General features: G+C 69.9%; 16 protein-coding genes. 9 read left to right on the plus strand and 7 right to left on the minus strand.

Annotated features, from left to right (window positions below):
* Window positions 1-156 precede the first annotated feature (156 nt).
* The 5 genes from E1202_RS06795 (at window position 157) to E1202_RS06815 (ending at window position 7,076) form a co-directional block, all read left to right on the plus strand.
* The gene (locus tag E1202_RS06795; RefSeq protein WP_132681704.1) at window positions 157-1,551 is read left to right on the plus strand and encodes a DNA-binding protein; all 1,395 of its coding nucleotides are present in this window, start codon (window positions 157-159) and stop codon (window positions 1,549-1,551) included.
* Window positions 1,552-1,574: 23 nt separating this feature from the next.
* On the plus strand, window positions 1,575-3,782 hold the full coding sequence (katG, locus tag E1202_RS06800; protein WP_132681705.1) for a catalase/peroxidase HPI: 2,208 nt from the start codon (window positions 1,575-1,577) through the stop codon (window positions 3,780-3,782).
* A 227-nt stretch (window positions 3,783-4,009) separates the two neighbouring features.
* Entirely contained in the window at window positions 4,010-4,471 is a 462-nt protein-coding gene (locus E1202_RS06805) for an MSMEG_3727 family PQQ-associated protein (protein ID WP_132681706.1), read from the plus strand.
* Between the two features lie 12 nt (window positions 4,472-4,483).
* Window positions 4,484-6,184 carry a PQQ-dependent dehydrogenase, methanol/ethanol family gene (locus E1202_RS06810; RefSeq protein ID WP_132681707.1) on the plus strand — a complete coding sequence of 567 codons (1,701 nt, stop codon included), beginning with the start codon at window positions 4,484-4,486 and terminating at the stop codon, window positions 6,182-6,184.
* A 100-nt stretch (window positions 6,185-6,284) separates the two neighbouring features.
* On the plus strand, window positions 6,285-7,076 hold the full coding sequence (locus E1202_RS06815) for an alpha/beta fold hydrolase (RefSeq protein WP_132681708.1): 792 nt from the start codon (window positions 6,285-6,287) through the stop codon (window positions 7,074-7,076).
* Window positions 7,077-7,092: 16 nt separating this feature from the next.
* Here the strand turns inward: E1202_RS06815 and E1202_RS06820 are convergent, their stop codons facing one another.
* Entirely contained in the window at window positions 7,093-7,785 is a 693-nt protein-coding gene (locus tag E1202_RS06820; protein WP_132681709.1) for a polysaccharide deacetylase family protein, read from the minus strand.
* A gap of 351 nt (window positions 7,786-8,136) precedes the next feature.
* Between E1202_RS06820 and E1202_RS06825 the strand changes: the two genes are divergently transcribed.
* The 3 genes from E1202_RS06825 (at window position 8,137) to E1202_RS06835 (ending at window position 10,909) form a co-directional block, all read left to right on the plus strand.
* A complete protein-coding gene (locus tag E1202_RS06825; RefSeq protein ID WP_132681710.1) occupies window positions 8,137-9,447 on the plus strand; it encodes an MFS transporter in 1,311 nt (436 codons plus the stop codon).
* Window positions 9,448-9,538: 91 nt separating this feature from the next.
* Window positions 9,539-10,039 carry a hemerythrin domain-containing protein gene (locus E1202_RS06830; RefSeq protein ID WP_132681711.1) on the plus strand — a complete coding sequence of 167 codons (501 nt, stop codon included), beginning with the start codon at window positions 9,539-9,541 and terminating at the stop codon, window positions 10,037-10,039.
* 231 nt (window positions 10,040-10,270) lie between these two features.
* Window positions 10,271-10,909, plus strand: coding sequence for an AraC family transcriptional regulator (locus tag E1202_RS06835; protein WP_132681712.1), 639 nt, complete (start codon window positions 10,271-10,273; stop codon window positions 10,907-10,909).
* Here the strand turns inward: E1202_RS06835 and E1202_RS06840 are convergent, their stop codons facing one another.
* From E1202_RS06840 to E1202_RS06860, 5 genes are read right to left on the minus strand one after another with little or no spacing between them, the layout of a single operon-like run.
* The gene (locus E1202_RS06840) at window positions 10,910-12,406 is read right to left on the minus strand and encodes a sulfatase-like hydrolase/transferase (protein WP_132681713.1); all 1,497 of its coding nucleotides are present in this window, start codon (window positions 12,404-12,406) and stop codon (window positions 10,910-10,912) included.
* Window positions 12,403-13,386 (minus strand): aliphatic sulfonate ABC transporter substrate-binding protein, encoded by a 984-nt coding sequence (locus E1202_RS06845; protein WP_132681714.1) that lies wholly within the window; start codon window positions 13,384-13,386, stop codon window positions 12,403-12,405. Before E1202_RS06845 ends, E1202_RS06840 begins: the two co-directional genes overlap by 4 nt.
* A gap of 9 nt (window positions 13,387-13,395) precedes the next feature.
* Window positions 13,396-14,184, minus strand: coding sequence for an ABC transporter ATP-binding protein (locus tag E1202_RS06850; RefSeq protein ID WP_268952297.1), 789 nt, complete (start codon window positions 14,182-14,184; stop codon window positions 13,396-13,398).
* Window positions 14,181-14,984, minus strand: coding sequence for an ABC transporter permease (locus E1202_RS06855; protein WP_132681716.1), 804 nt, complete (start codon window positions 14,982-14,984; stop codon window positions 14,181-14,183). The genes E1202_RS06850 and E1202_RS06855 overlap by 4 nt, the downstream gene beginning before the upstream one ends.
* A gap of 13 nt (window positions 14,985-14,997) precedes the next feature.
* Window positions 14,998-16,218, minus strand: a complete 1,221-nt coding sequence (locus E1202_RS06860) for an ROK family transcriptional regulator (protein ID WP_132681717.1) — start codon at window positions 16,216-16,218, stop codon at window positions 14,998-15,000.
* 157 nt (window positions 16,219-16,375) lie between these two features.
* On the opposite strand from E1202_RS06860, the gene E1202_RS06865 reads away from it, so the two are divergent.
* Window positions 16,376-16,948, plus strand: coding sequence for a dihydrofolate reductase family protein (locus tag E1202_RS06865; protein WP_132681718.1), 573 nt, complete (start codon window positions 16,376-16,378; stop codon window positions 16,946-16,948).
* Window positions 16,949-16,988: 40 nt separating this feature from the next.
* Here the strand turns inward: E1202_RS06865 and E1202_RS06870 are convergent, their stop codons facing one another.
* The gene (locus E1202_RS06870; protein WP_132681719.1) at window positions 16,989-18,563 is read right to left on the minus strand and encodes a GMC oxidoreductase; all 1,575 of its coding nucleotides are present in this window, start codon (window positions 18,561-18,563) and stop codon (window positions 16,989-16,991) included.
* Window positions 18,564-18,578 lie beyond the last annotated feature (15 nt).

The raw sequence follows: 18,578 nt of genomic DNA on the forward strand, positions 1-18,578 counted from the left end.
GGCTTCGGGGTGCCCGGTTCGGGTTGGGATGGGGGTGGCGGGGTTGTCTCGTCGTGCTGGTCCGGAATTCGGGAATAAGCTGGTGGTAGTCCCTGGAGCAGCGCGGAATCCGCCGATTCCCCGGTCGGCTCGGTGGGCGACCAAAGGCGGTCTTGTATGGCAGAGGTGCACCGGCTGGACCCGATGTCCCGCGTCCCCGGCAACACCACCGTGTACGGGGCGTGGGAACGCTTCGTGCGCGGGGAGGACGACATCCGCGGCGTGCGGCCCGAAGTGGCGATCTCCTGGCACCGCTGCCGCGACCAGTACCGCGTCGACCCCGGCCTCACCAAGGCCCCGATCGCCGTGGCGGAGGTCGACCACACGCTCGAACACGACGTCGTGTTCGCCGAACTGGGGTTCCGCGCCGCGTCGGTGGCGCACGAGGTCAGCAACGGCGGCGGCGTGGTGACCGTCGCCGACGCCACGGGCCGGATCTTGGCCGAGTGGGGCGATCCGGCCACCCGCGAGATCGCCGCGGAAGCCAACCTGTCGACCTGGTTCTGCTGGTCGGAGCAGGCTACGGGCACCAACGGCATGGGCACCGCGCTGGAGTCGCACGCGCCGGTCGTGGTCCGCGGTGCCGAGCACTGGTGCCAGGCCTTCCACGACTGGACGTGCGCCGGTGTGGCCGTGCGGGACGTGGTGACGCGCGAGCCGATCGCGGTGCTCAACATCTCGTGCTGGCGCAGCGAACCGCCCACCTCGGCAGGTGCCTGGCTGAGCAACGCCGCCACCCGCACCCAGCGCACGCTGGTGCAGCGCGCCAAGGACGGCAGCGCTGAGCTGATCGCGGCCTTCCAGCACGCCCGGTCGCGCTCGGGCGTGGCGCTGGCCGCGCTGGACCCGGCGGGACGCGTCGTGATCGCCGACGACACCGCCGGCGTGCTGCTCGGCGTGCCGAGCTCGACGCCCGCGACCGATCCGACGGTGCGGTGGAACCCGAGGCTGCCCGAGGTGATCAAGGCCGCCCGCTACGCCGTCAAGCAGGCGTCCCGCGACCCCGAGTGGATCGGCACGACGCAGGTCCACACCCACCTCAGCGACGAACCCAGCTCGGTGAGCATCCGGCCGGTGTTCCTGTCCGGGCACCTGGTCGGCAACCTGTTCTCCTTCGGCGTCGCCGAGGGCGAGCAGCTGCCGCGCGTCGAGGGCGGTGCGAACCACCGAGGCAGACCGGACAGGATCGTGGCGATGCGGGAGAACCGGATGGTGCTGCTGCGGCTCTCCGAGGTCTCCTTCGCCGAGTCGGAGGGCAACGACGTCTGGCTGTCCACCGACCAGGGCCGCCTGCGCGCGGCTTCCGGCAGCCTCGACAAGCTCGAAGCCGAGCAGGGCGACGCCGGATTCCTGCGAGTGCACCGCCGGTACGTGGTCAACGTGGGGCGCGTCCGCGAGGTCGAACGCCGGTGCAAGGGCGAACTGCTGCTGGTGATGGACACCGGCGCGGAGGCGATGGTGCCGGTGTCGCGGCGCAACGCCCCGGCCGTGCGGCGGGCGCTGGATATCTGAGCCACCGGGGAGGGAGGTGCGCGATGCCGGAGAACCCGGATGCCGTGGCGGTCACGCGGAACTACGACCAGAGCGTGCGACGGCGCGTCGAGCGGTCGCGGAACCATCCGGCGGCGGGTGGTGACAACCGCGACTGGTGGCCGCACCGGCTCGACCTGCGGATCCTCGCCAAGCACCACCCCGCGGCGAACCCCTTGGGCCCGGACTTCGACTACCCGGCCGAGTTCGCGAAGCTCGACCTCGACGCGGTGGCCCGCGACATCGACGAGGTCCTGACGACCTCGCAGGACTGGTGGCCGGCCGATTTCGGGCACTACGGGCCGCTGGTGCTGCGCATGGCCTGGCACAGCGCCGGCACGTACCGCATCGGCGACGGCCGAGGTGGCGCGAGCACCGGGATGCAGCGCTTCGCGCCGACCAACAGCTGGCCCGACAACCGCAACCTCGACAAAGCACGCCGCCTGCTGTGGCCGGTCAAGCAGAAGTACGGCCGCAGCATCTCCTGGGCCGACCTCATGGTCCTCGCCGGCAACCGCGCCCTGGAATCCATGGGCTTCACCACGCTCGGCTTCGCCGGAGGCCGCGAGGACGTGTGGGAGTCCGAGGCCGACGTCTACTGGGGCCCGGAACGCGCCTGGCTCGCCGACGAGCGCCACACCGGCGTCCGCGACCTGCAGCAACCCCTCTCCGCCGACGAGATGGGCCTGATCTACGTCGACCCGCAGGGGCCCTCGACGCTGCCCGACCCCATCGCCGCGGGCAAGGCCATCCGCGAGACCTTCGGGCGGATGGCGATGAACGACGAGGAGACCGTCGCGCTCATCGTCGGCGGGCACACCTTCGGCAAATCCCACGGCGCCGCCGATCCCGCCCGGTACCTGGGCGCCGAGCCTGAAGGCGCGGGGCTGGAGGAACAAGGCCTGGGCTGGCGGAACAGCTACGGGACCGGCAAGGGGCCGGACGCCGTCTCCAGCGGCCTCGAAGGGACCTGGACCCCGACGCCCACCCGGTGGGACAGCTCGTTCCTGGAGACGCTGTTCTCCTACGAGTGGGAGGTCGTGCTCAGCCCGGCCGGGCTCTGGCAGTGGGTTCCCCGCGAAGGCCGCGGGCGCGGGACGGTTCCCGACCCCCACGACCCGTCGACGACCCGCGCGCCCACGATGCTCACCACCGACCTGGCGCTGCAGGAAGACCCAGCCTACGAGAAGATCGCCCGCCGCTTCCTCGCCAGTCCCGACGAGCTCGCCGACGCCTTCGCGCACGCCTGGTTCAAGCTCACCCACATCGACATGGGACCCCGGCAGCGCTACCTCGGGCCGCTGGTCCCGGCGGAGTGGTTCATCTGGCAGGACCCCGTGCCCGAAGCCGACCACGACCACGACCCCGTCGACTCCGACGACATCGCCGAGCTCAAGACCCGGATCCTCGACCTCGGGATTCCCGTGCCGCAGCTGGTGTTCACCGCATGGGCGTCTGCCTCGACCTACCGCGACAGCGACAAGCGGGGCGGCTCGAACGGAGCTCGCCTCCGGCTGGCCCCGCAACGCGACTGGCAGGTCAACGATCCCGGCACCACGGGACCCGTGATCGCCGCGCTGGAAGCGGTCCAGGAGCGCTTCAACGCAGAGCAGACGGCGGGGAAACGGGTTTCGCTGGCCGACCTCATCGTCCTCGCCGGTTGCGCGGCCGTCGAACACGCGGCCGACGGCATCCACGTTCCCTTCACGCCGGGGCGCACCGACGCCACCCAGGAGTGGACCGACGTCGACTCCTTCGCCGCGCTCGAACCCGCCGCCGACGGGTTCCGCAACCACACCGGCCCGCGCGCCGCGCTGCCCGCCGAACACCTCCTCATCGACCGCGCCAACCAGCTCACGCTCAGCGCCCCCGAGATGACCGCGCTCATCGGTGGACTCCGCGCGCTCAACAGCAACCACGACCGGTCACCGCTGGGCGTCCTCACCACCCGACCCGGGAAGCTCACCCACGACTTCTTCACCAACCTCCTCGACATGAGCACCGAATGGACTCCCAAATCAGGCACTTTCGAGGGAAAAGACCGGGCAACCGGTCGCATTCGGTGGACTGCGAGCCGAGTCGACCTCACCGTCGGGTCACATCCCGAACTCCGCGCGATCGCCGAGGTCTACGCCAGCGACGAAGCGAAGTTCGTGCACGACTTCACCCGCGCCTGGGACAAGGTCATGAACCTCGGCAGGTTCGGTGTCTGAGCGGTAGTCCCGGCCGTGCGAGCGGTACGGGCGCCCGGTCCGGCGGTCTCCGGTTTTGGCCACCCCGCACCCGGCGTAATGTCCGATTCGGTACAGGGCAATTGGTTTGACCCACTGCTGTTCTCCCTCGCACACCTGACTTCTGCGAACCGCGTTCACGAATTCGGTTCGCAGCACATCATCTTCGGGCGCGTTCGGGAGACGGATTCACGAGGAGGTGAGGTCCGATGACGACGGCGAAGGAACGCAACGACATGCTCAGCGCGGTCGGCCTGGACGTCCAGAACGGGGCGACGATCGGCCGGGTGCTCGGCACCGGCAACATCGAACAGGCCACCGAACGGGCCGACGGCACGATGGAGGCGACGGTTCGCATCGAACCGGACGAGATCGCTTGGGATCCTTCGATCCTGCTCCTCCCGCACGGCGGCGACCTCGAACTGACGCTCATCAACGATGACATGAACACCCACTGCGCTCTGCTGCCCAGCAACGGCGACCGCAAGTTCATCTGGCTGGTCAACCACTCCAAGGGCGTGGCCAGGCTCAACCTGGACGGACCCGGCTACTACTGGTTCAGCTCGCCCACCGGCAACGACGAGGGCCGCGGCCTCACCGGCGCCATCGTCGTGCTCGGCGAGGTGCCGCCGGAAGCCCGTCTCGACCGCCCCGACCAGCCGCGCCCGTAGGGAGGACCGACCATGACCGTGGAATACGTGGACGCCGGTGAGGCGATCAACCAGGGGATGCTGACCACTGAGCCCCGGAACGCACCCGACGTCGCCATGAGCGTCGACTACGATCGGCTGCTCGACGCTCGTTCCGAATCGCACAACTGGCTCACCTACTACGGCGCCTACGACGGACAGCGCTACAGCCTGCTCGACGAGATCAACACCGAGAACGTCAAGAGCATCGGCCCCACCTGGATCTTCCAGGCGAACACCGAAGGCATGATCGCGGGGGCTTCCACCTACGCGTTCGAGGCCACGCCGCTGGTCGTCGACGGGGTCATGTACGTCTCCGGCTGGGACGGCTGGGTCTGGGCGCTCGACGCCAAGACGGGCGCCCACCTGTGGCGCTACAAGCACGCCGTGCCCTACGACGTGTCGCTGTGCTGCGGGAACGTCAACCGCGGTGTCGCGGTGGCCAAGGGCAAGGTCTTCACCGTCACGCCCAACGCCCACCTCCTCGCGCTCGACGCGGTGACGGGCGATCGCGTCTGGGACAAGACGGTCGGCGACGTGCGGGCCGGGGAGAGCGCGACGCTCGCTCCGCTGATCGTCAAGGACATGGTCATCATCGGCAGCTCGGGCGGCGAGTTCGGCGTGCGCGGCCACCTGGACGCCTTCGACCTGGAGTCCGGCGAGCACCGCTGGCGCTGCTACACGATCCCGAAGCCGGGCGAGCCGGGTTCGGACACCTGGCCGGCCGACGGCGAGGCGTGGGCGCGCGGCGGCGCCAACCCGTGGGTCACCGCCACGTTCGACCCGGAGACCAACCTGCTGTACGCGGGGACCGGCAACCCGGCGCCCGACTTCGACGGCGCGGTGCGCGAGGGCGACAACCTCTTCACCGACAGCGTCATCGCGGTCGACGTCGACGCGGGCGAGATCCGCTGGCACTACCAGTGCACCCCGCACGACGTGTGGGACTACGACAGCACCATGGAGAACATCCTGTTCGACCAGGACGGGCGCAAGATGCTCGGCCACTTCGACAAGAACGGGTACTTCTTCGTGCTCGACCGCACCAACGGCGAGCTGATCTCGGTCACGCCCTACGTGGACCGGATCGACTGGGGCACCATCACCCGCGACGGCAAGGTGACGCCCAGGAAGTACCCGGACGCCGAAGGCGAACCGGTCCACTTCTACCCCGGTCCGGCCGGGGCCAAGGAGTGGACGCACGCCGCGTACAACCCGCGCACCGAGCTGTTCTACGTCCCGGTGCAGGACGTCGGCGCCACCGCCACGCGACGCCGCCGCGAGTTCCGCGAAGGAATCCCGTACTGGGGCGCGGGAGTTCAGGTCGACGCCGACGACATGCGCGGATCCATCAGCGCTTTCGATTCCAAGGGAGAGGAGAAGTGGCGCTGGCGCAACAGCCTGCCGATGTGCTCTTCGGTGCTGACCACGGCCGGAGACCTGGTCTTCGCAGGCACGCCCTCGGGCGAGTTCGTCGCCCTGGACGCCCGCAACGGCGAGAAGCTGTGGGAGTTCCAGTGCGGTAGCGGCCACCACGGCAGTCCCATGACCTACTCGGTCGACGGCAAGCAGTACGTCGCCGTTCCGGTCGGCTGGGGCGGCTGGATCGAGGGCTTCCTCCCGGGAATGCTCGGTGCGGGCCACGGCAGCGCCCTCATCGTCTTCGCGCTGCCGGACATCCCGGCCATGCGCTAGGCGATCCCGACCCGGCCCCGGGCGTGGGAGTTTCCGCGGAAACCCCCACCCCGGGGCCGAGTCGTGCGATGCTCGCCAGACCCGGGTCGAGGAGGAGCACGTGCCGATCGCGCAGCGCAACGGAGTGAAGATCGCCTACGAGGTCATCGGTAACGGGCCACCGCTGGTGCTGCACCCGGGCATGTTCCAGACCGGTGCGCAGTGGACCAAGGCCGGCTACACCTCGGTTCTCGCCACCACCCACACGGTGATCACGGTCGATCCGCTCGGGCTCGGCGCGAGTTCCGCTCCGGTGACGCCCGCCGACTACTCGCTGGCCCGCCGCGCGGAGTCGGTCACGGCCGTCCTCGACGACCTCGGCCTGGACGAGGCCGCGTTCTGGGGCTATTCGCTCGGTGCCCTGACCGGCTACGCCGTCGCGGTGCACGCACCGGAGCGGCTCACCCGCCTCATCGCCGGTGCGTTCGACCCGATCGACGGCTTCCGCTCGGCGGTCGAGGCCATGCTCAACGGCCTGGGGCTTCCCGCGGACACCGACCCGTGGCCGCTGATGCAGCAGGGCGCGCGCACCAACCCCGCCTACGCGGCGGTCATCGACGCCGCCGACCCCGCAGCGCTCCGGGCGAACTACGAGGCGTTCCGCCACGAGCCGGGCGTGCACGAGGCACTGGAGCGCAGCACCGTCCCGCTGCTGATGTACGCGGGCACGGCCGATCCCTGGTACGACCCCATGCGCGCCTTCGCCGGCCGGACCGGCACTGCGTTCGCCTCGATCCCGGACGCGGACCACGTCCAAGCCTGGCGCAACACCGCGGAAGTCCTGACCCACGCCCACCCGTACCTCACCCGTGGGCAGCTGTGGTCCGAATTGACCGGGAAGAACGGACGATGATCACGGCCGGTTCGGATCAGAACCGCCCTCGCGGAAGTTCGTCGGGGGCGACCGCCTGACCCGTGCGCGGGGAGATCGCTCCCGGGCACAGCCCCTTGTCCTCCAGGACCTCCGCGATCCTGGGGATCGCCGCGAGGGTGTTGGGGGCCCAGTCGTGCATGAGGATGACCTGGCCGTCGGTGAGGCGGGCGTTGGCCTCCACGATCTCGTCGACCGTGGCGTTGTTCCAGTCCAGGGAGTCGACGTCCCAGATGATCTCGGTGAGGCCGTGGGACTGCGCGACCTCGCGCAGGGTCTCGTTGGTCTCGCCGTAGGGCGGGCGGAACAGGGTCGGGGTCCCGCCGCCGGCGCCGGCGATGGCCTGCTGCGCGCGTGAGATCTCATCGTCCATTTCGGGCCGCGACAGCTGCGTCATGTGCTGGTGGCCGTAGCTGTGGTTGCCGACCCACATCCCGGCGTCGACCTGCTCCTCCACCAGCGCCGGGTGGGCGTCCGCGCTGTCGCCGCGGTTGAACATCGTCGCGCGCAGTCCGTGCTGCCGCAGGGCGTTCAGCAGTTCCGCTGTGGTGTCGCCGGGACCATCGTCGAAGGTGAGCCCGACGTGGCCCGAGCACGCGGGCTGGGCGGAGGCCGTCGCGGGTGCCACCAGAACCGCCGCCGCCAGGACCGCACCGGCGACGCAGCCGCGCGCCCTCGTACTAGCTGACATGCCCACCGCATCCTCTCGACCGCGCTGACGGGAGATCCGACCGACCGGATCGAGCATGCGGGGGCGTCGAGGCGCGGTCAACAAGAGTTTTCGAAACTATTTCGGCCTGTCTCCCGCGAAACGCCTCGCCAACGACGGCACATCCTGTTCTGCGCCCTCCGTTTCGAGAATACCCGCCCGAGGGGGCGCAGATCGACGGCGCAGGAACCGAGCCCGTTTCCGAAAGTTTCTCCGGCTGGAGGAGCCGAGGAGTACCTCTTGTGATGCTTCGCCCGAATCGCTACCGTCCCTAAAACTTACACCGTTAGTTATCTGGGTCACAGACGCTTCAACTCCCCGGAGGTCGACCGAATGGCCGCCACCGCGACGAGCGCGCGACGAGTAGCGCTCGCCAGCCTCATCGGCACCACCATCGAGTGGTACGACTTCTTCATCTACGGCACCGCCGCAGCGCTGGTGTTCAACCAGCTGTTCTTCCCGAAGTTCGACCCCGTCGTGGGCACCGTCGCCGCCTTCGCGACCTTCGCCGTCGGCTTCCTGGCCCGCCCCATCGGCGGTGTGCTCTTCGCGCACTACGGCGACAAGCTCGGGCGCAAACCGATGCTCATCGGCTCGCTGATGCTGATGGGCGTCGCGACGCTGCTGATGGGGCTGCTGCCGACCTACGCCACGATCGGCGTGTGGGCCCCGATCCTGCTGACGCTGCTGCGCTTCGCCCAGGGAATCGGTGTCGGCGGCGAGTGGGGCGGCGCCGCCCTCATGGCCGTCGAGCACGCGCCGAAGGGCAAGCGCGGTTTCTACGGGAGCTGGCCGCAGGTGGGCGTGCCGGCGGGTCTGCTGCTGGGCAACCTGACGTTCACGGCGCTGTCGGCGAACATGTCCGAGGAGACCTTCCTCGCGTGGGGCTGGCGGGTCCCGTTCCTGTGCAGCGCGGCGCTGATCGTCGTCGGCTTCGCCATCCGCCTCAAGATCAGCGAGAGCCCGGTGTTCCAGCAGGCCGTGCAGCGCGACGAGAAGGAGCGCGCCCAGAGGATGCCGGTGATCGAGGTGCTGCGCGAGCACCCGAAGACGATCCTGCTCGCCGCCGGGTCCTTCCTCGCCACCAACGCCACGTTCTACGTCGGCACCACCTGGATCGTCTCCTACACCACCAAGACCCTCGACTACGAGCGCACCACGATCCTGAGCGCGAACGCGTTGCTGGCGGCCGTCGACATCCCGCTGATGATGGCGTTCGGCCTGCTCTCCGACCGCCTCGGCAGACGCGGCATGTCGCTGGGCGGGATGCTGGCGCTCGGCCTGTTCGCGGTGCCCTGGATCATGCTGGTCGACAGCGGCTCGATCGGGCTGTTCCTGCTGGCCGGGCTCGTCGTGCAGGCGTGCCGAACGGCGGTCTACGGGCCGCAGTCGGCGTTCTTCTCGGAGCTGTTCAGCACCCGGCTGCGCTACAGCGGCGCCTCGCTGGCCTACCAGATGGCGGCGATCCTCGGCGGCGGCATCGCCCCGATGATCTGCACCGCGCTGTTCGCGGCGACGGGGAGCTCCTTGTCCATCGCCGGGTACGTCGTCGTGCTGTGCCTGATCTCGTTCGTGTCGACCTACCTGCTCGCCGAGACCTACAAGCGGGACCTCAGCGACGCACCGACTCCGACCAAGATCTGAGCCGAGCGCGAACCATTTCCTTGCCAGGCACACGGTGGTCCTCGATGATCCGCAGGTACCCGAACCCCACCCCAGGCCGAAGGGGACCACCGTGTCCGAAGACGTCGTCGAACTCATCCTGGCCGATCACCGCCGCTTCGAAGACCTGCTGCGCACCCTGCGCAGCTCCGCGGGAGACCGCAGGTACGCGCTCGGCGAGATCGCCGCACTCCTGGTCGCGCACGCCGAAGCCGAGGAATCCGAGGTGTACCCGGTGCTGCGCAAGCTCTCCGCCGAGGACGTCGACCACGGGGCCGAGGAGCACGCGGAGGGCCACGAAGCGCTTTGGGCGCTCATGGAGTGCGACGAACCGGGATCCGAGGAGTGGGACTCCCGGCTGGAGGAGCTCAGCGAGTCGTTGACCCACCACCTCGACGAGGAGGAGCGCACCGTCCTCAACGACGCGCGGGCCCAGGTCGACGCGGACCACCGCGCCGAACTCGGCCGGGCGTTCACGGCCAGGCGCCGCGAGCTCATCGACGCCGACTGCGGACGCATCGACAACGTCCGATCCCTGGTCCGCAGCAAGGGCCCGTCACAGCACCAGCACTGAAACCACGGGCGCACCACCGGGTTCCGGCAGCTCACCCAGCTGCCGGAACCCGAGCCCCCACCGCCTGAGCGGCGCGCGTCGCGTCCGAGGATTGAGGCCCGGGGCGGCTGTGGTCCGAACCGTCCGGGCTTGTCGGTCATCGATCAGGAACGGTTCGGACCAGGACCCGCCGGGGGGTGAACCGGTCACGGGGTGGGGATGGTGCCTCCGTCGACCCTGTGCTCGGTTCCGATGATCCAGGCGGACCTGATGACCTCGATGCTCTGCGGCTCGCACTACCTCGACGACATCCGGCCGCACCCGCTGATCGCCGCGCTCCCCGACGTCATCCACCTGCCCGCGCAGATCGGCGGAGAATCCCGCCTCCAGTCCATCGTGGACCTCCTCGGAGACGGGATGGGCGATCGCGCAACGGGTTCCAGCGCCGCCGTCCCCGCACTGCTCGACCTCCTGCTGCTCTACATCGTCCGAACCTGGTACCGCGGGCAGGCCGAGCAGGGCCGCGGCGGGTGGGCCGCAGCGCTGCGAGACCCCGCGATCTCCACCGCGCTGGGCCTCATCCAGAGCTCCCCCGCCACGCCGTGGACGGCGGCGGGACTGGCCGCCGAGGCGGGGCTGTCCCGCGCCACCTTCGCGCAGCGCTTCACCGACCTCGTCGGTTCGCCGCCGCTGACCTACCTGACGTGGTGGCGCATGACCCAGGCCGGCCGGCTGCTCACCCGTGACGACCAACCGCTGTCGGCGATCGCCCGGCAGGTCGGCTACCAGTCGGCGTTCGCCTTCAGCAAGGCGTTCAAGCGCGAGTTCGCCGTCTCCCCCACCGCCTACCGGCAGCGGCAGGGGGACGCCACCCGCATGGTGACGGCCTGATCAGCGCTGGTAGCTGTCCTCGTCGAGGCCGCTGAGGGTGGGGTCGTAGGCGACCTCCCCGACCTCGTACATCGAGGTCATCCAGTGGTAGAAGTTGTCGCCCCGCTCTCGCAGCAGGTCGTAGAGCCGACGCATGAGAGCGGCTCGGACCTCCGCCATCTCCGGGTGCGGGTAGCGGTTGATGAGCTCGTCCGGATCGGTTTCCAGGTCGTAGAGCTCGTTGACCGAGTCGGGGTTGACCACGAGCTTGTAGCGGTCGGTGCGCAGCATGCGCTGCGGGTACGGGAAGTGGTGCCCGTGGAACTCGCAGACGATCTCCTCGGGCCACTCCACACCGTCCTCATCGGACACCAACGGGAGCAGGCTCCGGGAATCCACGGCGGGTTCCGGGTCGATGCCGGCCAGTTCGAGGATGGTGGCGGTGCAGTCCAGCAGGCTGACGAACTCCGACCGCACCACTCCCCCGGCCTCGCCGGGCACGCGCACGATGCCCGGCGTCCGGTAGATGTCCTCGTACATCGCCGGTCCCTTGTCGTGCAGCCGGTGGGACCCGGTGAACTCGCCGTGGTCGCAGGTGAAGAACACCGCCGTGTCCTCGGCCAGGCCCAGGCGCCGCATCGCGTCGAGCACCCGGCCGATCTCCTGGTCGATCAGCGCCACGTACCCCCAGTACACGGCGATCAGCTTGCGGGTCGTCTCCAGCGGCATCGTGTCGAACGTCCAGTGCGCGCTGTAGTTCTGCTGCACCGGGGGTTTGCCGTGGAAGGTCTCGGCGACCGAGCGCGGCAGCGGCACCTCCTGCGGGTCGAACATGTCGAAGTGCTCGTCGGGGACGATGTAGGGCAGGTGCGGGCCGAAGAAGCTCAGCTCCAGGAAGAACGGCTTGTCGTGCTCGCGCACGTCGGCGGCGTAGCACTCCATCATCTCGATGGCGCGGGTCGCCAGGTAGTGCTCGAAGGTCGCCTCCACCGGCTGGTGCAGCCGCGCCGCCAGCAGGTTCCCCGGGCCGCCGTTGGGCAGGGTGCCGCGGATGCGGTCGCTGATCTCGTACGGCGGCAGGCCGTTGTCGGCGAGGTAGGTCAGGTAGTCGGGGTGGTCGACCGGGTTGTGCCAGCCCGGGAGGTCCGGTCCGTCGAAACCGAAGTCACCGGCGGACTTCTGCGTCCCGACGTGCCACTTGCCGATGAGCCCGCAGTTGTAGCCGCGGCCCCGCAACGCCTCCGAGAACGTGAACTGCCCCTCGGGCAGGTCCTCGATGTAGCCGACGTTGCGCTCGTAGTTGGCCAGCAGCTTGTGCCGGAACGGGGCCTGCCCGGTGAGCAGGCTGGCGCGCGCGGGCGTGCAGATGGCGGTCGGGGTGTACCAGCGGTCGAAGCGGGTCCCGGTGGCGGCCAGCTCGTCGAGGTTCGGCGTCGCGGCCATCGGGTTGCCGTAGGCGCCGAGGGTGTCGGTGCGGTGCTGGTCGGTCATCAGGAACAGGATGTTGCGCTGGTTCACGGTTGGCCCGCCGAGGTGAACAGGTCGCCGGTGTAGTAGTTCTCGGGCCCGGTGCTCCGCTCGAGCTGGCCGGTCCCGGCGAAGTAGGAGTCCATCGTGGACAGCCAGTTCCGGACGGTGCCGTCGGCCGTCAACCGGTCCAGCTCCTCGGCGCCGAGCACCTGCACGTTGGCGGCGTCGGCGCGCACCTGCGCCGGGTCCTTCTTCAGCAGGTCGGCGGTCAGCTCGATGGTGCGCTCGGCGTTGGCCGAGCGGTACCGCATCGCCTCGCGCAGCACCGCCAGCACGCGCCGGGCCTTGTCCTGCTGACCGGTCACCACGTCGTTGCCCGCGACGAAGACCGTCGGGAACTCCATCTCCCCGCGGAAGTCGGAGTTGCGGGCCAGCTCGACCAGTCCCGGAACCTGCTTGCGGATCGTGTCGATCGCCGGGTACCAGAACCCGGCCGCGTCGATGCGCTTGGCGGAGAAGGCGGAGACGATCGTCGAGGCGTCCATCGGCACGACCTTGACGTCGTTCTTGGTCATGCCCGCCCGGCGCAGCGCGAGATCGAGGATCATCTCCCCGGAGGTTCCCTGCGGAACCCCGATCGTCCTGCCCCGCAGGTCGGCCATGCCGCGGATGCCGGGCTGCGCGATGACGCGGTCGGCGTTGCCGAGCGTGTTCAGCGCGACGACCTTGGCCTGGCCGGAGGCGGGCAGCCACATCGCGCCCGGCCCGATGTAGCCGAAGTCGAGGTCACCGCTGCCCAGCGCCTGGATCTGCAGCGGCCCGTTGGTGAACACGCTGGCCGTGGCGTCGAGACCGTGCTTCTCCCAGAGCTTCTGGTCCTCGGCGACCGCGAGGAGGCTGGCGCCGTTGTAGTCGCCGATGTAGCCGAATCGGACCTCGTCGGACGCCTCCGAACCGCCACCGCACCCGGTGAGCGCCACGACGAGTCCGGCGAGCGCGCCGGCGAGCCATCTCTTCCTGCTGGTCATGGCGTCCTCTCAGTCCCGCGCCGGGAGGGCGCGGTCGTTGTCCTGGTGGTAGACGGAGTTCCAGACCCGGTTGCGCAGCGCGGTGAACTCCGCGCTCAGCCGGACCTCTTCGGTGCGCGGATGCGGCAGGTCGACCTCGACGGCGTCGTAGATGCGGCCGGGCCGGGAGGCCATCACGATCACCCGGTCGGCCAGGTACACGGCCTCGTCGACGTCGTGGGTGATGAACAGGACCGTTCGCCGCTCCTGGTCCCAGGCGCTGAGCAGCTGGTCCTGGAGCTTGACCCTGGTCAGCGCGTCGAGGGCGCCGAAGGGTTCGTCCATCAGCAGGATCGCGGGGTTCACGGCGTAGGCGCGGGCGATGGCGCAGCGCTGGCGCATCCCGCCCGAGAGGGCCTTGGGCAGCACGTCGGCGAAGTAGGTCAGTCCGACGACGTCGATGAAGTGCTCCGCGCGCACCCGGCGCTCCTCCCGGGGCACGCCCGCGATCTTGAGGCCGAACTCGACGTTGCCGCGCACGGTCAGCCACGGGAACAGCGCGTACTGCTGGAAGATCACCCCGCGGTCGGGACCCGGGCCGGTGACCGGGACGCCGTCGACGAGGGCGCGTCCGCCGGTCGGTTCCTCCAGCCCGGCGAGGATGTTGAGCAGGGTGCTCTTGCCGCACCCGGAGGGGCCGACGACGGTGACGAACTCGTTGTCGGCGATCTCCAGGGACACGTCGTCGAGCGCGACGAGCCGATCGCGGCCGAGGTCGAAGGACTTGGTCACGCCGTCCAGGGCGATCTTGGGGTTCACCGCTGCTCCTGCCATCCGGTCAGCTTGCGTTCGGCGAGCAGCAGCAGCCGGTCCATGGCCAGGCCGAGGACGCCGATGGTGATCAGGCTGACGAAGATCGTCGGTAGGTCGTAGTACAGCTGGGCGTTCTGCATCCGGAAGCCGAGACCTTCTTGCGCGGCGATGAGTTCCGCGGCGACCACCGTCGCCCACGCCGAGCCGAGACCGACCCGCATGCCGACGAGGATGAACGGCGCCGACGCCGGAACCACGACGCGGCCGAAGATCGTCGCGTCGCCCGCCCCGAGCACCCGCGCTGCGTTGATCAGCGTCGGATCGACCGTGACCACTCCCTGCAGCGTCGAGATGACGCAGGCCAGGAACGCGGCCAGGAAGATCACGAAGATCTTCGGGACCTCGCCGATGCCCATCAGCACGATCGCCAGCGGGATGATGGCCAGCGGCGGGATGGTGCGGAAGAACTGCACCCACGGCTCGGCCAGCGCGCGCACCGGCCGGTACCAGCCCATCAGGAAACCCATCACCACCGCCAGCGCGGTGCCCAGCGCGAACCCGGCCAGCACCCGCCCGAGGCTCGCCGCGGTGTCGTCCAGGAGGGTTCCGTCGGCGGCCATCTCGACCGCCCTGGCCGCGACCTCGGGTGGTGCCGGGATCTTGATGCCCAGCGCCGCGAGCGCCCACCACATCCCGACCCCGAGCAGGATCGAGGCGGCGTTGAGCACCAGCGGTGCGCTGCGCCGGCGCGGCGCGGGCCCCGGGTCGGCCTTCGGCGCGGCGTCGCGCTCGCTGAGAACTGCCATGGTCGCGGCTCCTTCAGGCCGGAAGAGCGCGGATCGGCGCCGGTTCCGGGTAGTCGGCGAGCAGGGGCGAGCTGCGGAAGAGCGCGGCCAGCGCCCCGGTGGCGCCGTCGTCGTCGGCGAGCCGCGCGCAGCGGAAGGCCGGTTTCGCGGCGACCCACGGGAACAGCTCGGCGCCGACGGTGTCGCCGGTCTGCTCGACGATCACCGGTGCCAGCCGGGCGATGTCGCCGCCGATCACGACCTCGGACGGGTTGAACACCATCGCCACCACGCCCACGGCCCGGCCCAGCGCACGGGCCGCGTCGCGCAGCACCTGCTCGACGACGGGATCGCCGGAGTTCGCCAGCTCGTCGAGGGAATCGACGTCGGCGCCGCGCTGCCGGCAGGCCGCCAGCATCGCCGGGACCGAGGCGACCGTCTCCAGGCATCCGTCCTTGCCGCAGCGGCAGCGGGCACCACCCGGGACGACGGTGACGTGGCCGAGCTCCCCGGCCAGACCGGTGGCGCCGGGCACGAGCCGGCCGCCGATCACCAGTGCACCGCCGACACCGTCGGACAGGCGCACGTAGAGCACGTTCTCGGCGCTGGCGTCACCTGCGAGCGCTTCGGCCAGCGCCGCGAGGCGGGTGTTGTTGTCCACCATCACCGGAGCGCCGAAGCGCTCGGCGAAGGAGACGTCGACGTCGTCGCGCGCGGCGGCGAACCCCGGGCCGAACGCGCCTTCCGGGGCGTGCGGGGCCGACGAGCGCGGATGCGGGCCGGTGACGCCGATGCCGATCCCCTGCAGGGCGCGGAAGTGCACGCCCCGCTCGGCGCTGAGGCGGTCGATGAGCTCGAAGGCGGTCTCTATGCGCTCCGGCCACCCGGTGCTGTCGTCGTAGATCTGACGTCCGGAGGCCAGGACCTCGTGGGCCGGGTCGGCGATGGCCACGTGCACCCGCCGGTGCCCGAAGTCCACGCCCAGGAACTGCCCGGAGTTGGGGTCCAGCGCGAGCCGCTCGGCGGGTCGGCCGCTCCCCGCCCGCGACGCCGCATCGGTGTCGACCACGACGACAGCGCCGTGCTCCAGCAGGTCACGGGTGATCTCCGAGATGGTGGTGCGGGACAGTCCCACCGCCCTGGCGATCTCACCGCGGCTCAGCGCACCCCGCTCGCGGAGCGCGCGCAGCACTCGCTCCTGGTGGGTGTGCCGCACCAGCGCGTGCGCCTCGCCTGGCATTCGCATGTCGGACATGCTCGAACGACTCCATTTTTCCGGCAAGGGTCCGACAGAATTGTTCTGCGGAGTGGAACTCCCTCCGCTGAGCTGCACGAGCGCCCCCCACCGATGAGTTCTGGTCCGGCCGGGAGTCCACACGAGCAGACAATCGAGATCAAGGAGAGTTCTTCCCATGCGCACCCTCATCAGCTCGGCTTTCGTCTCGCTCGACGGCGTCGTGGAGGCCCCCGGTGGCGAGCCCGGTTACCGCAACTCGGGATGGACGTTCAAGCACGTCGAGTTCCTGCCGGAGGCGTTCGAGATCAAGGGCCGGGAGCAGCAGGAGGCCACCGCGATGCTGCTCGGCCGGGTCAGCTACGAGGCGTTCAGCCCGGTCTGGCCGTCGATGGAGGACTTCGCCGAGTACAAGGACATGCCCAAGTACGTGGTGTCCACCGAGCTCACCGACGACGCGCTGGTCACCGGCTGGGGGCCGACCACGATCCTGCGCTCGGTGGACGAGGTCGCCGCGCTCAAGGAGACCGAGGGTGGGCCGATCATCATGCACGGCAGCGCGACCCTCAACCGCGCGCTCTCCGACGCCGGGCTCATCGACCGCTACCACCTGCTGGTCTTCCCGCTCCTGCTCGGCGCGGGCAAGCGCCTGTTCAGCAGCACCGACAAGGACGCCCAGAAGCTCCGGCTCGTCGAGCACGAGGTCTACTCCAACGGCATCCAGAAGAACGTCTTCGACGTCGTGCGCTGAAGCTCCGGCGGGCTCGGCCCCGGCCGAGCCCGCCGGAGCTTCAGCGGGTCCGGACGTCCTCGGCCAGCACGCGAGCGATGTTGCGCTCCGCGAGGGCCGTGATCGTCACGAACGGGTTCACGCCGGTGCTTCCCGGGATGAGCGAGCCGTCGGTGACGTAGAGGTTGCGGTACCCCTTGACCCGGCCGCAGAGGTCGGTGGCCTCGCCCAGGACGAGTCCGCCCAGCGGGTGGTAGGTGAACCGGTTCTCGAACGCCCTGGTGTCGCCGAACAGGTCGTAGCGGTAGCTGGTGCCGTTGACCGAGTTGATCCGGTCGAACAGCTGCTTGGCCGCGTCGATGGACGGCTGCCCCTGCTCCTCGCGCCACTGCAGGACGGCGCGGTCGGCTCCGGGGTCGTAGCGGAACGAGCCGCGCTCCGGGTTGCGGGTGATCGCCAGGTACAGGCTCGCCCACGTCTCCACACCGGCCGGCACCGGAGCGATCTCGGCGAACACCGGGTTCACCGGGTCTTCCCACGCGTCGATGCCCATCGCCGGCATGCCCGATTCGAGCGGCCCGACGAGGTCGCGCACGTGGTTGGCGCGGCCGAGCATCACGTTGCCGTTGGTGCCCCAGCCCTCGCCGACCGCCTCGCCGAGGTTCGGCAGCGTGCCGGTGTCGCGGGCGCGCACCAGCAGTTCGGTCGACCCGAGGCTGCCGGCGCCGAGGAACAGGTAGTCGGTGGTGAGCTGCCGGACGTCGAGCACGTTGCCCAGCTCGTCGATCCGGCGCACCGACAGCGCGTAGCTGCCGTCCTGCTGCTGGGCGATGTCGCGGACCTCGCTCAGCGTCTGGATCGTGACGTTGCCGGTGCCCAGGGCGGCGGCGAGGTAGGTCTGGTCCAGCGAGCGCTTGCCGTGGTTGTTGCCGTAGATGACCTCCGACGCCAGCGCCGAGCGCGGCACCAGGCCGTCCTCCTCGCGCCGCATGTAGTCGAAGTCGTAGACGCTGGGCACGAACGTCGTCTCGTACCCGGCCTTCTGGGCCGCGGCGCGGGACACGCGTGCGAACTGGTAGGAGTCGCAGGTCTCGAACCAGTCCTGATCGATGTGGTTGGTGCCGAGCATCGAGTTGGCCAGCGGGAAGTACCTGCCGTACATCTCGTCGGCGTCGACCTCGGGCAGGATCTCCTCGAAGTACCAGCGCTTCGGGGTCACCGCCATCGCGCCGTTGACCAGCGATCCGCCGCCGACGCCGCGCCCGACGTAGACCGACATGTCGCCGTAGTTGACGCGGTCGAGGACGCCCGCGTAGGGCTCGATGTCGCGGTTGGCGATGTCCAGCCACAGGAACGAGGCCAGCGGCGCTTCGGTGCGGTTCTTGAACCACATCGCCCGGCGGTCCGGGGCGAGCATGTCGGAGAAGATCTTGCCGTCCTCGGCCGGGGTGTTCCACAACCGGCCCATCTCCAGCATGACGGTGGGCACGCCCGAAGCGCCGAGACGCAGCGCGGTGACCGCGGCGCCGTATCCGGTTCCGATGACCACCGCCGGGGAGTGCTCGGCGGCCTGGGCGGAGTGTCGTGTCGAGATGGTGGTCAGCCCGAGAGCTGATGCGGAACCGAGGGCGGCCATGCCCATAAAGCGGCG

This window comes from Saccharopolyspora karakumensis (assembly GCF_004349225.1).
In the GTDB taxonomy this organism is placed as follows: Bacteria; Actinomycetota; Actinomycetes; order Mycobacteriales; family Pseudonocardiaceae; genus Saccharopolyspora; species Saccharopolyspora endophytica.